The organism is Methanoregula boonei 6A8 (genome assembly GCF_000017625.1).
GTDB classification, from domain to species: domain Archaea; phylum Halobacteriota; class Methanomicrobia; order Methanomicrobiales; family Methanospirillaceae; genus Methanoregula; species Methanoregula boonei.
This window is the reverse complement of sequence record NC_009712.1, coordinates 1,382,579-1,398,643: the sequence shown is the minus strand read 5'-3', so window position 1 is coordinate 1,398,643 and position 16,065 is coordinate 1,382,579. Positions and strand designations below refer to the sequence as shown.

Here is a 16,065-nt window from a genome sequence, read left to right as displayed (position 1 = left end):
CCCCGCCGTCAGTTATTTTCCTCGTACGCCGGGGCATGCATATCCTCTGATTCTGCGGGTGACTCGCTTGCAAGCTCCTCGCGCAGCCCTTTTACGATCCCCATCACCATGATGATCACCGGGACGATCTCGAGTCGTCCCAGCCACATGAGCATGATAAAGATCCATTTTATGGCCACGGGGCTTTGTGCGGTGATAAACCCAACGGTGAGGCCGGAGCTTGCGAGTGCCGAGACGCATTCAAAGAGCACCTCGTCAAGGCGGAATGACGTAATATACAGATGCAGGCAGAGGATGGTGGCGACACAGGCCGTAATGGCATAGAGGGCGATCACCAGCATGTTTTTGGAGATCTCCATCTCCGAGATCTCCTTTGAGAGCATCTTTCCCTCGTACCGGAACGGTACAATCACCCTGCTGCTCACAAAGAACCTCCGGAACCACCATTTTATCCCCTCGTACGCGAGCACCAGGCGGTTGATCTTGATCCCCCCGGCCGTGCTCCCCATTGCCCCGCCGATAAATATCAGCAGTGCAATGACTGCAAGCGGAACAGCCGTCCAGACATGGAGGTCGGCGATCTGGAGCCCGCAGGTGCAGATGGCCGCGACCGCCGTAAACGATCCCTCGCGGATCGCGTCATAGGGTGCCATGCTGTTGAAAAGGTACAACTCAAGCGAAACAATGATCGAGCCGACAAGGGCCAGCAGGAGCAGGAGGCGTACTATCCGATCCCGGAAGAGCGCACCCATCTTGCCGCGGTACATCAGGAAATAGATCTTAAAAGGAATTGCACCGGCAAGCATCACCGGGATGAGCAGGGCCTCAAGCAGGGGGTTGTGGTAGTAGGCAAGGCCTGCCGAGTGCAGGGTAAAGCCGCCGGTGGCGATTGCGACCATGACCAGGTTTACCGCATCCCAGAGCGGGATGCCTGCAAGCATCACAAGGCCGGTGAAGATTACGGTCAGGAAGATGTAGATCTTCCACATCCTCCAGCCCGTAGACATCAGGTTGGGCATGAGGTCTTCGGGTTTTCCCTCGGAACGGAAGATCTGGAAGAGCGAGAACCGGCTTCTCCTCCGCATCGAGATCCCAAAGACAATGATCCCGATCCCGCCGATCCACTGCATGTAGGTCCGCCAGAAAAGAAGCGTCATGGGCGCCTGGTCAAGCGCCTGGATCATGGTAAAGCCGGTGCTGGTCCAGCCTGACATTGCCTCGAAGATGCCGTCAGTATAGGACATGCCCATGCCCAGCATAAAGGGGAGCGCCCCGACAATGGCGATCAAAAACCAGGCAGCGGCAACGGCCACAAGCATGATCGAGACGGGCGGCTCGTAGTCCCTGACCTCGACCCGGGTCAGGATGTACCCGAGAACCAGGAACGCAATGGGGGCGCTTGCCATGGGAATGAGCATGTCCCATTCCTGGAATATCACCAGAACCACGAAGGGAAGAAGCGAGAGGTATCCCAGGAACCCGCAGATGCGCCCCACATCGTGGATAATCATGGCAAGGTGATCGAGCCGCTTCATGGGATAAGGAGATAGTTGGTGTTCTTTCCTTGTTATGGGTTATGATCGCGGGAACCGCACCCGTACCTATTTTAAGCTCCTGCCGTCAACCGATCAGGTATGGAGTGCCCTGACCGGGAGTACTACCCGTTTCTTGTGGTCCTGTTTCTTACCCTGCTGGCCCTGGTCATCTTCTGGCCGGTGCTTGATATGGTGGTACTCTCGGCTTCCCTGGCAGTTGTGCTGATGCCGGTACACCACCGGCTCATGCGCTCGGTGCCTGCTGTGGTCTCGGCAGCAGCGCTCACGATTGCGCTCTTTACCCTGGTGGCAGCGGCAGCATACTGCACCGATCTCGTCCTCCGGCAGAATGCCGGGCTCATCAACCAGATCTTTGGTACCATCGGAACATGGCTTGCGAACCCGGCCACGCAGCCGGGGGCGTTCGGGGTCTCGATCAGCAAGGACACGCTCCTTTTCTGGGTGGCCAAGGGTAACGCCCTCTTTGTCAATTACTGGGCCACCATCACGGCAAATATCCTTCTGATTGTTTTTAAGGGCCTTGTCTTTTTCCTCTCCTTCTTCCTCTTTTTGCTCCGGGGCATTGCCCTCAGGGACCGGATCTTCCGGCACCTTCCTGTGCAGGTGCGGAGTTACTGCGAGCTGCTCACCCCGGTGACGGTTGACACCCTGTACGTGATCTATATTGTCCAGTTTGCAATTGCTGCCCTGACCTTCGTTATCTCCCTGCCGGTCTTCTACCTGCTCGGGTACGGGAACATCCTCTTTTACTCATTCCTGGCCGCTTTCTGCGAGCTCATCCCTATCCTTGGCTCGTCAGTTGCCTTCATCATTGTCGGAGCCTACTCGCTTGCGCTTGGGGACCTGCGGGGCCTGCTCATCATGGTCATCCTGGGGTATATCGTAGTCTCGGCTCTCCCTGAGATCTATATCCGCCCGGTGCTTGTCGGCCGCCGGGTGAAGATCAACCCGGTGATCATGTTTGTCGGGCTCATCGGCGGGCTCCTGACGCTTGGCCTTGCCGGGTTTGTTCTTGGGCCGCTCATTATCGTGCTCGTGATGAAGAGCTACCGGATCTGGACTGACGAGCGCAAAGGGTCAAAAGAGCCGCAGGATGCAGGGGACGACGGGGAAGCAGGGCAGTAGTATCGCCTGCACCCTCCTCCCGGAAAATCGCATAATCCGCCAGAGAAAGGAAACTAATATACCTTCGTCGTCCCCACGGGTAAAGCAGGAATGCTTCGGGATCACGTTGCGATGCCTTCGGTTGTCAAATCGATGGGCCTCGTTTTTGGCGATATCGGTACCAGCCCCATCTATACCTTCACCGCGATCTTCCTTTTGATCCCCCCCACCCCCCAGAACGTTATGGGCATCCTCTCGCTTATTTTCTGGACGCTCACGATCCTCGTTACCGTGCAGTACACCTTCCTTGCCATGCACATGGGGAAGAAAGGCGAAGGCGGGACCATTGTACTCAAGGAGATCCTGCTGCCGATGTTAAAGTCCGGCAACCAGATCGCGTTTGTCTCGCTCCTGTCCATCATAGGCATCTCCCTTTTTATCGGGGATGGCGTGATCACCCCGGCGATCAGTATCCTTTCGGCAGTTGAAGGTGTGCTCCTCATCCCGGGTTTTGAGCAGACTGCCCAGATCTTCCTCATGCTTGCCGCGGCAATCATCACCATCTGCCTGTTTGCCTTCCAGGCCCGGGGGACCGAGAAGGTGGCCTGGGCCTTTGGCCCGGTGATGGTGGTCTGGTTTGCAGTCCTTGCGGTCTCGGGTGTGGTGGCCCTCTGCCTGGCCCCGCAGGTGCTCTTTGCCGTCAACCCGATGTACGCGGCAGACTATCTCCTCCATAACGGCCTTGCGGGCTTTTTGATCCTCTCTTCCGTTATCCTCTGTGCCACCGGGGGCGAGGCGCTCTATGCCGATATGGGACACTTGGGCCGGGAGCCCATTGTCAAGGCCTGGCACCTGGTCTTTTTTGCGCTTGTGATCAACTACTTTGGCCAGGGCGCTTTCCTGATGGCCAACCCCAACTCCCAGAACGTGCTCTTCGATATGATCTTCTCCGAGGCAAAATTCCTCTACATCCCGTTCCTGCTCCTGAGTATTGCCGCGACCGTGATCGCATCGCAGGCCATGATCTCAGGGATCTTCTCCATTGTGTACCAGGGGATCACGACCCGTATCCTCCCGCTCCTGCACATCGAGTACACCTCCCCGCACCTCCGTTCCCAGATTTATATCGACGTGGTGAACTGGATGCTCCTCTTTGCGGTGCTCCTGGTCATTATGGTCTTTAGGTCCTCGAACAGCCTTACCCATGCCTACGGCCTGGCCGTCTGCGGTACCATGATGATCACCAGTATCTTCATCCTCTGGATCCTGGTGCTCCGCGGGGAGCTCATCAAAAGCATCATTGCGGGCGGCGTGCTGGTCGTGACCACCTCGTTTTTGATCTCCAACCTCCATAAGATCCCGAGTGGCGGGTACTGGTCGCTCATTATCGCAGCAATACCGCTTGGGATCATCCTGATTTACACAAACGGCCAGCGCCAGCTGGCAAGCTCCCTCAAGCCCGTGCCTATCGAGGATTTCCTGCCGGAGTTCAACAAGGTCTATGCATCGGTGAACAAAATCTCGGGCTCCGCCCTGTACTTTGCCCGGGACTTCCGGCGCCTCCCGCAGTACATCCCCCGGACAATGTTTGTCAACAACATCGTGTACGAGGAGAACATTGTCATCTCGATCATCCGCACCGAGCAGCCGTTCGGGGTGACCTGGGGTGTGACCCGGGAGCTCACCAAAGGGCTCTCGATCTTCGAGATTTACCTCGGCTACATGGAGATCGTGGATATCTCAAAGATCCTAAAAGAGGCCGACATCGACGAGAAGACCATCTTCTACGGGATGGAGGATATCGCCACCAACCACGTGGTCTGGAAGATCTTCGGGGCCATCAAGCACCTCACCCCTTCGGTCGTGCAGTTCTACCGGCTGCCGGCCGACAAGATCCACGGTGTCGTTACCAGAGTGGAGATGTAAGGCAGGAGCGATATTCCTCCACTCTCCCGGCCCGATGTCCCGATATACTCTTTATTCTGCCCTGCCAATAGTGAGAATGCGCGAGGATCGCCGAGCTTGGTCAAAGGCGCTGGATTTAGGGTCCAGTCCCGCAGGGGTTCGCCGGTTCGAATCCGGCTCCTCGCATATTTTTGCAATAGATCCTGGATATCGCGTTTTGCAACCTATCGTTTCGATATCTCTGTTCTAAAAGCCGGTCATAGGTTCACTCGGGGAGGTTTGAACACTACTACCCTGGTAGAATTAAATAATAACACGTTCATATATCCCATTTAAGGATCGTCATATGGCCACTTGCCCCCACTGTGGAAGAGAATATTTTTCTTTAAACATTGATTGCCCTCACTGTGGTAAAAGAATTGTAAATTATTTTACGATTAATGCATTTTTCAGAGATAATTTTCACTATTTTACAATAATCGGTGTAACAGGAACAATGATAGCATTGTTGCCGAATCTAGGGGAGAATATCATTGGAACTGACTGGATATCAGACAATATGAGTCTATTGTCCGCTTCTCTGGCGTTTTTGTTTATATTTGGTGCATTGCTTCTTTTTGGAATTTTTATTATTTTATTGAAAAAAATTTGGAGTCGTGAATGCCATTCTCAAGAAGATCCGGTATTCAATGTAAATTATTTGAGATGGTTAAAGAAAGGAGATAAAAGCCGATTAATGTTGAGCTTTTGTCTTTTTCCGATGATGATTGCATTAATTGGTTTTTTAATTTTAATTTTGATATATAATCCCAGTAGTTTGGTGAGAGTTACAACCCTTATTGTAGCTATATCGATTTTTGTCATAGCTTATGGCTATTACATTAGTAGTACTCTCGTTTTAAGAGTAATCCGATTATTTATAAAAAATTGGAAGCATGGACTTGGATTTATTGTAATTTGTGCATTTCTAGGGGTGATTTATATCAGTCTTTTCAGTCATATCCCTCCGCCGTCCCCGCCAGTTTACCCGGTTCCACAAGAAGTAAATATTATCGCTAGCCCTTCGTTCTATGATCCCCAAATTTCCTCAGATAAAGGATTGTTATTAGAAGCTACAGAAACTCAAGAAGGCTTATATGGGCCAAATCAGATGCATTGGAAAGCAAATTATGGGTATTTTATTCAAATTGAGCCCGGAAATAAAGTCATTTTATTGGGTAATGATACAATCCAAAAATCAACAAATCTTTTCGGAGATCAGACTATATTCTGGGTTTATCCGACATCAGATTTAGGAAAAGTAAAACCATCTGTTAACATTTCATTGAATATTGTAAGTTCAAATAATGCAATAATAACCAACTCTTCATTGAAATTAAAATGGATGGATCGGGACGTTATTTTAGCTTCTTAATTATTAAGTAGTCCACTTTTGCCCTCATATTGGAATGAAAACGTTACTAATCTTTTAATCCAATCATTTTTTATTTCTCTAATCCGTCCGTGTACCTATGTTCATATTCAATGTGAACGGTTTGTATCAACCGACATCCTTCCTCATTTAATGCATAGTCCTCTTTGTGTATCTTTGTTTTTCCACTATGCACAGAGAATAGCGATAATCATTTTTCCCACAACCTTGGCTATTATCCAATCCTACACTATGGAGAAATGAGATCACGGTAAGTGTGTAGCGCAAAACCCGACGAGGCGTTTTGCGCGTAGGGCATCGCTAAGTTTCACAAGCACAAAAACACCCGTTACGATTCCACTCCCTCTTCGCTGTTGCTCGGAGTCGCTCGGGCGCCTCGCCGGGCCCTCGCTGGGCAAGGATCCTGCCTGAGTTGATTAGACCCCGATGCCGCGGGGGGGCGCTCTCTGGGGGTGTGGGGGCGGCAGCCCCCGCGATATCCCCACCACACACTATGGATCAAGCCAACCCTGCCAAATATTTTCGGAAAAGTCCGGGTCGTGAGCCAAAGATTTCAAAAAATGAGCGGCTCGGCCGCTGAGGATTTTCAAAAAAGAGTGGGTCACGAGCTGAGAATTCCGGAAAAAGAGCGCCCACGCAGCTGAAGATCCTCAGAAAAGAACGATACGGTTTTGCAGCAAAAACCGTCAACCCACGAATAATCATCAAATTTTCCGACGGGACATTTACAACACCCGCGATCATTTACAAAAAAGTCCGGTACGGCAGCTGAGGATTTCAAAAAATGTTCAACTTGGCAGCTGAGAATTCCGGAAAAAGAGTGGCTCAGCTGCTGAGGATTTTGAAAAATGATCGCGTCCCGAGCCAAAGATTTTAAAAAAAGACCGACCCCCCACCCCCCATTCAAAAAAATAAGGCACCCCCCTCCCCTCCGTTTGAGGGTCTCGAAAAAAATAAGCCGGACCCCCTTGACCCCCCATAACGAGGGACCCCCTTTGCCAGTTCCAGTGTCAAAACCTGTATTTCCCCTGAAACTTCCGGCGAGAGGTGATCAGGGGTCCCCCGTTCCTTCATGATCCAGGGAACCCCCTCATCATGAACATAAGGGGGAGTCCCTTGCAAAATTCGCGGATCAAAGGTACCCCCCTCCGGCCCTTTTTGGGGTCAGCAAAAAAATTGGTCGGACCCCTTTGACTCAGTGTAAATGGGGGTCCCCTTCATTTTCCTGTACCTCATCCGGTGCTTTGCTTGGAGTTAGTCGGGTGCCGGGATTCCCTTTCCCTGGTCCTGGATTCAGGGCAGAAAGGTCAAGTACCCCTATGAAGAATACATAGATACGGAACCGGTAAACCGCCGTAGGGAGTATGTGATCTCAGGAACTGTCCCCTGGTGTGTCATACCCCGGCTGTCTGCTTCCGGAAGTCTGACGTGGAGGGCCGGGAAGGCACGGGCCGGTTATCGGCATCGGTATTGTTCATCATGAGCGAAAATGCATTGTTCCGGAACCGGATCCTCCCCCATGCGGTGGAAGAGGATGGCACAACCTGGGAGCACCAGAATATCATTGAAGCGTCCTTCTTCCGCGTCACAAATGCCGTGCGGGGAGCCTGCCGGGAGATTCTCCGGGCACGCAAGATAACCTTAAATCCACTCCTGACCACGAGTTCTCTCCTTGATGCCGGCACAAACTTCCTTATTATTTTCCTGTTCCTGCTGCTCGTATCCGCCGTCCTCTTTATCCCGCCTTACGTGCTTATGCCGGGCACCGCGGACAACCGGATGGTCGTCGTATCGGAGTTCCTCTTCCTTATCCTCGCTGCCTCGGTGCTCTGGACCGGCTATGTGTACCTGTTCCGGGAGTTCCGCAAACTCGTAAAAGATGAAGCATACCCGCTCTTTGAGAAACGGGGCTCCGAACTCTCCCGGCACCTCATGTGGCTCGTGAACGGGAAATATTTCCGGTGGCAGTCGGGCCGGGGGGTACGGATATTTCTGACCACCATCCTCTCGGTCCTGCTCTTCGTGTTGTACTTTTCCGAGATGTACAACATTGTGGTGCCCCCCTTTTTTGTGCTCTTCGAGAACTCTGCCGATCCTGCCTACCTTGTCCTATCCCTGATGAGTTTTGCCCTGCTCGGTTTCCTGATGGTCTTTTTGATCTTCCTGGTCTGCTCGGTAGAAGTTCTCGTGATCTCCGTGTACCTGGTGCTGCTTGGCACCACGCTCGATCCCTCGTGGGAGATCAACCCCCTGGTCGAGATGGGCGGCACCGAAAACGCCGGGAAGATCGTGATGCACTGCCTGTTCCTCTTCACGTTCTCTGTTGCGATCTACCCGATCATCACCGTGCTGCCCCAGCTGGAGAACAAGCTTGCCCAGCTCTCGCAGCTCCACCTGCAGTCCATCAACGATATCGCATCCATGAGTTCCACATTCTATACCTCCCTCGGGAATATCCCCTTTAGCGTCCTGACCCGGTATTACGGCCCGATCCAGCAGGTCCTTACCGTGGTGGGTTTTGCCATTGTTGTTCTCGTGGTGATCCACTTCAGGATCAAGCAGAGGAAAAAAGAAGAGCTTAATGCACTCCGGCAGGAGCTCTCCCGGTACAGTCCTACCGACCGGGAGAACATGGCAAAGATCCAGCACCTGCTCTTCCTCTCCGACCGGGTGGCAAACCTCTCCGAATGGCCGGTGAACGGGAAGAATTTTATTATCGGTATCCTGATGTCGGCCGTGATCCTTGTCGTTTCCCATATCTTCCTTTAAATACGACCAAAAAAGACCGGGATTTGCAAAATCCGGTTCCCGTTTTTTAACAACCCCGTGTCCTGCTACAGGGAGATCTCGCCAAATACGTCGTTGAATCCGGCCTGGCTCTCCATTGCCCGCTCGATGCATGCCTGGTGCCAGACCTTGAGGGCAAGGAGCGTGCAGACCGTTTCAAGGGATTGCCGGTCGATCGGGGGTATCATATCCGGCGACCGGGGGTGCCAGCCAAACCCGCCTAGGGTCTTTTTGTTTTTCCGGATCGGGACCTGCAGCAGTTCGTCCATGCCCGTCTCTGCGCTGTCGCTCCCTTCTGCCCCTTCGTCCGTGCCGGGCTTACGCATGCTCCAACGGTACGTGCGGGAAAAATCCCCCATCTCCCGGATCCGGATATTTAGGACACATTCGTCAGCGTCAAGCAGCGGGTGCAGTTGTTCGAGAGCCCAGGGGACAAGGATAGCGCTTGCTTCCCGTTCGCGGATCTGGAGCCGGGTCAGAAGTTCCCGCAGGAAACTCTCCCATCCCGAAGGGACCACGTGTACCGGCCGGGCGGCCTCCTTTTGCGGCCCGGTCCTGTGCAGCACCCCGATCATTGCCCCGGAATCCGGGTACGGCATCCGGCTCAGGTGGAATGCATAGTCCCCGGCAGTCTCTTCCCCGTTTCCGGTCAGGGTAAGCGTCAGCGGGGAAGGAGCCGCACGGCTCTCCTTTTCCAGCGCAGAAAGAGAGGTCTCCAGGGCAGTCAGGGATGATGCCTGGAAGAACCTCTTGATGTTGTACCCCCGGATCGAGTTGATCGGCCGTCCGATCAGCCGCGCAAACGAGGGGCTCGCGTGGATAATATGCATATCCTGGATGATGACCACGCAGTCGCTCTCGGCAATAAGGGTGTCCTCCGGCGAAAACCGGGGGGAATCCCGGGAGCCTGCGGGATCCCTCTCCGGGGATCGTGTGGTGTAGAGCACCACCAGCGGTTCCCTCCCTGCAAAAAAGAGGGGAAACGCCCGGTAGGCAAGTGTCATGGCGCCGGCGCTCTTGTCCGTTTTCCGGATCTCGTACAGGGATTGCTGTGATCCCGGGGAAAATTGTATGCGGGAGATCCACTGCAGGAACGGCCCGGACTCTAAGATCTCTGCGATATCCCGGGAGAAGGGGATCTCTTCTGTACGTTCCGGGCCAAGGCTGGAGATTGCCTCTTTTCGTTCGATCTTATCAAAAACAAGCACCGAGCAGGACAGGTCCAGGACGAGAATGAGGTCCTGGGTCTCCGTTCCCGCGGGAGCGGACTCTCCCGGTGCACGGAGATAAAATTTCTTTGCCATCCCGTGATGGATCATCCCCACGCTGCCGCTCATCACCATTCTCTCAAGGTATTTCGAGAGTGTGTTCCGCGAGATGCCGGTCTTCCTTGCTAGGCCGGCAATGGAGACCGGCCGGCTGGATGCCGTAAGGGTGGAAATGATAGTGGTGCGTATTTCGGACGATCCGGGCATTGAAATCCGGTTATATATATCTTATATTTAATAGTATTTCCATTGATGCGCAATTTTGGTGGCTTTATCTTTCCCTGCCCGCGATACCTCTGTCTATACCCTTTCACCCGTACCAGGATGCCCTGCCCTATCTCGTCGGGAAAGCGAGAGGACAAGGAACACTAATAATTCTGGGGGGGAGGTGGAGAACTTCGTGATCACGGTTGCCTATATTGACGGGAATTCAGCCATGCGGGAGTACGGCTCACATTATCTTGGGTACTATGCCGGTTACCTGGTCGAAGCCTTCGACTCCCTGAAGTACGGTTCCGACTGGTTCGTGTTCCATACCTATGATGCTATTGTCCTCCAGGAGACTGGCGACCCGGATCTCATCCCCGGTCTCCTGTCCATGCTCCCGTACGGCGATACTACCCCGGTTATTGTTCTCCGGAAATCCTCTTTTTCGCATAAGCACCCGGATATGCTTCCCTTTATTGCCTCCCACGAGCCGGTATTTGCCCTGCCCTCCCGTGACGATCCCCATAACCTGTTTTTTGAGTTGCACCTGATGATCGAACTTGCCGTATGCAGGACCAAACTCCAGAGAGGCATGCAGTCCCTGGATTCCCTCCTGAAAAGATCCGGACTCTCAGCGGGGGGGACGATAAACGAGCGTATCGGGGATATTGTCGGCGCCTGCGGCAGGTGCCTGTCAGCAGTTTTTGCGGCGTATCACCGCGCCCCGGAGAAGGTTCTCTGCCCGGCAGCCGAGTGGCATGCCGGCGAATGCAACCTCCGGTATGCACCGGCAGATTATGCCGTGCTCCCGATCCTTTCCCGGAGGATCCGGAGGGGAATGATATCGTCGGGATGGACATGCCTGGAGGATGGCCGGATTGCTTGGGCCGGAAATGACGGTACCCTTTCGGTCTTCCTTTACCCGGTATTAGGAGAGGATGACCAGAAGGGCACCCTCAGTATCGTGTACCCTTCGGCCGATACGCCCGCCATTCATGAACTCCTGATGGTGGAGACCTGTGCGGACCTGATATCCTGGCATGAACGTCTGGCCGTGCATCCTGCGGGGGAAATGAATGCATGATATGGCCCGGTCAAGAGGAGATAGCACGATGTTCAGCGTAATGGATCCCCGAAAACCCCGCTCATTACCTTCAGTTGTCCGGTCTCGCAACAGCGGGACCGGTACGGTGACAGTCCCCCCCTGCGAAACAGGAAACGGGGTGGTGCACCCGTCCAGTACTCCGCTGCACACTTCCGGTGATGCATCCGCTCCCCGGCCGGTACGGGTGCTCTACGTTGACGATGAACCGGCGCTCCTGGAACTCGCCCGGCTTTTTCTCGAAAATACCGGCGAATTCAGCGTGGGTACGGTTCTGAGTGTTCCTGATGCAGTAAACGCGCTTGAAAGATACGAGTACGATGCCATTGTTTCCGATTACCTGATGCCTGACTCCGACGGGATAACTTTCCTTAAGAATCTCCGTTACCAGGGCAATGCCATCCCGTTTATCATTTTCACCGGAAGAGGCCAGGAAAACGTTGTCATCGAAGCCCTCAATGCCGGCGCGGATTTCTATATCCAGAAAGGGGAGGATCCCCGGGTCCAGTTTGCGGATCTCGGCAACAAGATCCGGCAGGCAGTACGAAGAAGCACCGCAGAACGCGCCCTTAAGGAGAGCGAGGAGCGGTTCCGGGCCGTAGTAGAAGATCAGACCGAGCTTATCTCCCGGTTCCGGCCTGACGGGACCTTTGTTTTTGTCAACGATGCATTCTGCCGGTATTTCGGGGTATCACGCGAGGAGGTTCTCAACCGCCGGTTTGAGATCCAGATCCCCCGCGAGGATGCCGCACGCGTGGCATCGCACCTGCGATCGCTCTCAGAGAGATGCCCGGTTGCCACGATCGAGCACCGGATTGTTATGCCTGATGGCTGCCTGCGGTGGCAGCAGAGGAACGACCGGGCGCTCTTTGATGAGGCCGGCAATCTTACCGGGTACCAGTCGGTCGGGAGGGATATCTCCGATCTCAAGCTGGCAGAGGAGTCTATCAGGACCTCGCTTGTGGAAAAGAACATGCTCCTGCGCGAGATCCACCATCGCGTCAAGAACAACATGCAGGTGGTCATCGGTCTTTTGCAATTTCAGCTTTCTGCCGTTTCATCCCCGGAGATTGCTCGGATTGTGCTCGATACCGAGACCCGCATCCGCTCTATGGTGCTCATCCACGAACGGCTGTACAATTCTGATGATCTCATCAATATCCCGCTGGAGGCATACATCCGGGACCTTATTGACAGCCTTATCTATACCTACCGGTCAAAAACAACCCTTACCGTAAAATATAATATAGAAAATATTCAGATTGACCAGCCAATGCTGATCCATTTAGGGCTCCTTATCACGGAAGTGGTCTCCAATTCCCTTAAGCACGCGTTTCCCAACCGGGAAACCGGCACGATCCAGCTCTCGTTCCGCCGCAGGGACGATAACAGCCTGATCCTTTCCATCCACGATGACGGTGTTGGCATTCCCGATGCCTGCATCCGGGAGAAACCGGCAACCATGGGCCTCCAGCTCATCTACCTGCTGGGCCGCGACCAGCTCAACGGGAACATCCTGATCGAAGGCAGTAACGGGACAACGTTCACGTTCACCTTTAACCCGTCCCTGACAGAGGAGATCTGATGGTGCCGGAAACATTTTCCCGGGGCCCGGCCGGCGATGACGGGGTTTACCAGCTGATGTTTGAGCTCTCGCGGGACGCAGTCTTAAACATCGAACCGTTCTCCGGTGAGATTTCGGCATGCAACACTGCATCGATCCAGCTCTTCCAGGCCTCCGGCAAAGAAGAGCTACTAGCAAAAAATCTTCTTGACCTCTCCCCGGCTTCCCAGCCGGACGGGCAGACCTCTGCCCAGAAAGCTGCGCTCGTCTACGAGAAGGCTCTCCAGAGCGGGCAGATCGCGTTTTCCTGGAGGTGCCGGCGCTGCACGGGCCAGGAATTCCCTGCATCGGTCCTGGTTACCAGCGTAGAAACAGAAGGACACAAAACCCTCTGGGTCACGATCCGGGATACGTCCGCAATGGAACACCTCAGGGAAACCCACCAGGCAACCCGGGAGCAGCTGGCAGCGGCCGAGGAAGAATTACGGGCCCGGTACAATGAGCTCCAGAACGTGGAAAACGAACTGCGCGCCTCGGAGACCAAATACCGGATGCTTGCCGAGAATACCTATGATATCCTCTATTCCATAGACCCGAAGGGACTTTTCACGTATGTCGGGCCGCAGGTTGCCCGGTACGGGTTTACGCCCATGGATTTTATCTCCCACAGTATCTGGGAATTTATCGAGGAAGGGGACCGGAAAAGGATACGGGCGGAGGCAGAAAAGGTCTTTTCCTCGGATAAGCCGATCCGGGCTGCCTTCCGCGTAAGGAACCGTGCGGGCACTATCGTCTGGCTTGAGGATACCAGTACCCTCTTAAAAGACCCGGCCGGGAACATCGTTGCCCGGACCGGGGTCCTCCGGGATATCACCGAACAAAAAGAGAACGAGGAACGGATCCGCAAAAGTGAGGAGCTGTATCATTCCCTTGCAGAAACCTCGCAGGACCTTATCTATGTGATCGACTCCGACGACCGGATTGAATATGTCAACAGTTACGCCGCGGCTTCGCTGGGGAAAACCTACCATGAGATCATCAACATGGAGCGGTGCACGATCTTTCCCCCGGGTGCCGGGACCAGCCAGTGTGATTACCTGCAGCGGGTTTTTGTTACCGGAAGACCTGAGCGTCACGAAGGCCAGATCCCGTTTCCGGAAGGTACCCGCTGGTTCGATCACGCCCTCACGCCGCTAAAAAACCCGGATGGGACAGTCCGGGCGGTCCTGTGTGTCTCCCGTGATATCACCGGGCTCAAGGAGACCGAAAAGGCCCTCACTGCGTCGCTGGAAGCAAAGGATGCCCTCCTGCGGGAGATCCACCATCGGGTCAAGAACAACATGCAGGTAGTAATCGGGCTGCTTCATTTCCAGGCATCTACCGTCTCCTCTCCAGAGATAGCCCGGATCGTACTTGATACCGAGACCCGGATCCGCTCCATGGTGCTCATCCACGAACGGCTGTACAAATCAGACGATTTCATCAATGTCAGCCTGGAGACCTACCTGCGGGATCTGGTCAACAGCCTGATCCACGCCTACGGGACAAAAACCTACATCAATGTTGAATATTCCATTGACAAGATCCAGATCGACCAGTCCACCCTGCTTCACCTGGGACTGCTCATTACCGAAGTTATCTCCAATTCCATCCGGCATGCATTTCCCGGCCGGAGTATCGGGACCATATCCATTTCGTTCCACCGCGGGGAAAATAACGGCCTTACCCTTTGCATCCATGATGACGGGATCGGGATCCCTGAATCCTGTATGCGGGGGAAGGCGTCGACTGTAGGCCTTGCGCTCATCTACCTGCTGGGTCACGACCAGCTGGACGGGAAGATCCGGATTGAACGGGATATGGGAACCACGTTTACCTTTACGTTTCACTATGCGCTGCAAAAGGAGGAAAATTAAATGGCTCAGGAAAAGATTCTGATTGTTGAAGATGAGGTCATAACTGCAAAGATCCTCGAGGACCTGCTTAATTCCCTCGGGTATAGCGTCGTAGCCCGGGTAAAGACCGGGGAGAATGCCATAAAAACTGCCGGCAAGTTCCGCCCGGATTTCGTACTGATGGATATCGTGCTCGAAGGGACCATGGATGGTATCGATGCCGCTGCCGAGATCCGGAAACGCTACGGCATCCCGGTCATTTACCTGACGGCTTTTTCCGATGATGTCACCATTGGCCGGGCAAAAGAGACCGATCCGTACGGATATCTGGTCAAGCCGTTTGTCAAGGAGACCATCCATTCCACGATCCAGATTGCTGCCGCAAAGAAACTCTTTGACGACCGTATCCGGAATGCCTCGGTCTGGCTCAACCGTACCATCCAGATCCTGGACCGGGGCATCATCACCATTGACCGCGACGGGCGAATAATCCTGATTAATGCCTATGCAGAACAGCTGACCGGGTGGAGCATCCGTGATGCCTACTTAAAACAGCTTGACGAGGTCCTGCAGTTTTACGATGCAGTCACCGACCAGCCCTTTATCCTCCACATCACCCCTACGCTCAACAAAGGGGTAGTTTCTGTTTTTCCCTCGGATGTCTATATCCTGTCGCGAAACGGGGGCCGGCAGTTACTGCGGGACTGTGTTCTCTCACCCGTAATTGATACCAAGGGGATCATCATCGGCGCTCTTGTAGCATTTTCCTCTATCGACGATGGCCGCGCACGGGGTGAGATTACCAATACCTACTTAAAGATCGCCCAGAAGGAACCCACACCGGAAATAGCAGTTCACAAAGAACCCGCGGCCCCCGGGAACTTAAAATCCCTGTCCTCGGCACGGATGAACAAGATCTTAGAGGAGATAAGCGATCTCATGCATCTGGAACAGGCAAATACCCTCTCGGTCATGGGAAAATTCGATGAAGCAATCTCCGAATACCAGAAAGCGCTGAAGATCCGGTCAAGCAACATCCAGGCCTGGCATAATATGGGCGTAATTCTTGAGAAACTGGGAAGGGACCAGGAAGCCCTGGATGCATTCAACAAGGCTCTGGAGATCAACCCGCGTTCAGCCGAATCACTCCGCCATAAGGGGGAAGTTTTACGGAAAATGGGGAGATCTGATGAATCCCGGCAGGCCTTCCACCAGCTGGAGCTCTACACGGGATAACCTGATAAA

At 53.9% G+C, this 16,065-nt stretch carries 11 protein-coding genes and 1 tRNA gene; 9 read left to right on the top strand and 3 right to left on the bottom strand.

All coding sequences use genetic code 11. The annotated features are described in order from the left end of the window. Positions 1-8: 8 nt before the first annotated feature. Positions 9-1,535, bottom strand: a complete 1,527-nt coding sequence (locus MBOO_RS07140) for a TrkH family potassium uptake protein (RefSeq protein ID WP_012106918.1) — start codon at positions 1,533-1,535, stop codon at positions 9-11. 99 nt (positions 1,536-1,634) lie between these two features. Here MBOO_RS07140 and MBOO_RS07135 point away from each other — a divergent pair, with 99 nt between their 5' ends. The 4 genes from MBOO_RS07135 to MBOO_RS07120 all read left to right on the top strand — a co-directional run bounded on the left by MBOO_RS07135 (position 1,635) and on the right by MBOO_RS07120 (position 5,979). Continuing rightward, positions 1,635-2,681, top strand: a complete 1,047-nt coding sequence (locus MBOO_RS07135) for an AI-2E family transporter (RefSeq protein ID WP_012106917.1) — start codon at positions 1,635-1,637, stop codon at positions 2,679-2,681. 90 nt (positions 2,682-2,771) lie between these two features. Beyond that, positions 2,772-4,586, top strand: coding sequence for a KUP/HAK/KT family potassium transporter (locus MBOO_RS07130; RefSeq protein ID WP_048068360.1), 1,815 nt, complete (start codon positions 2,772-2,774; stop codon positions 4,584-4,586). 80 nt (positions 4,587-4,666) lie between these two features. After that, a tRNA-Leu gene (locus MBOO_RS07125) sits at positions 4,667-4,751 on the top strand. Positions 4,752-4,911: 160 nt separating this feature from the next. Further along, on the top strand, positions 4,912-5,979 hold the full coding sequence (locus MBOO_RS07120) for a hypothetical protein (protein WP_012106915.1): 1,068 nt from the start codon (positions 4,912-4,914) through the stop codon (positions 5,977-5,979). Positions 5,980-6,495: 516 nt separating this feature from the next. Here the strand turns inward: MBOO_RS07120 and MBOO_RS14165 are convergent. Then, complete coding sequence (locus MBOO_RS14165; RefSeq protein ID WP_232385585.1) at positions 6,496-6,741, bottom strand: hypothetical protein; 246 nt, start codon at positions 6,739-6,741, stop codon at positions 6,496-6,498. Between the two features lie 735 nt (positions 6,742-7,476). Here MBOO_RS14165 and MBOO_RS07115 point away from each other — a divergent pair. Continuing rightward, positions 7,477-8,766, top strand: coding sequence for a hypothetical protein (locus tag MBOO_RS07115; RefSeq protein WP_048068358.1), 1,290 nt, complete (start codon positions 7,477-7,479; stop codon positions 8,764-8,766). A gap of 65 nt (positions 8,767-8,831) precedes the next feature. On the opposite strand, the gene MBOO_RS07110 is transcribed toward MBOO_RS07115, so the two are convergent. Then, a complete protein-coding gene (locus MBOO_RS07110; RefSeq protein WP_012106913.1) occupies positions 8,832-10,259 on the bottom strand; it encodes a hypothetical protein in 1,428 nt (475 codons plus the stop codon). 193 nt (positions 10,260-10,452) lie between these two features. Between MBOO_RS07110 and MBOO_RS07105 the strand changes: the two genes are divergently transcribed. Genes MBOO_RS07105 through MBOO_RS07090 form a run of 4 tightly spaced genes read left to right on the top strand, consistent with a single transcriptional unit; the run spans position 10,453 to position 16,056 of the window. Beyond that, entirely contained in the window at positions 10,453-11,343 is an 891-nt protein-coding gene (locus MBOO_RS07105; RefSeq protein WP_157677631.1) for a hypothetical protein, read from the top strand. Between the two features lie 28 nt (positions 11,344-11,371). Further along, positions 11,372-12,946, top strand: coding sequence for a sensor histidine kinase (locus MBOO_RS07100; protein ID WP_012106911.1), 1,575 nt, complete (start codon positions 11,372-11,374; stop codon positions 12,944-12,946). Then, the gene (locus tag MBOO_RS07095; protein ID WP_012106910.1) at positions 12,946-14,841 is read left to right on the top strand and encodes a sensor histidine kinase; all 1,896 of its coding nucleotides are present in this window, start codon (positions 12,946-12,948) and stop codon (positions 14,839-14,841) included. Before MBOO_RS07100 ends, MBOO_RS07095 begins: the two co-directional genes overlap by 1 nt. Continuing rightward, a complete protein-coding gene (locus tag MBOO_RS07090; protein ID WP_012106909.1) occupies positions 14,842-16,056 on the top strand; it encodes a response regulator in 1,215 nt (404 codons plus the stop codon). Positions 16,057-16,065 lie beyond the last annotated feature (9 nt).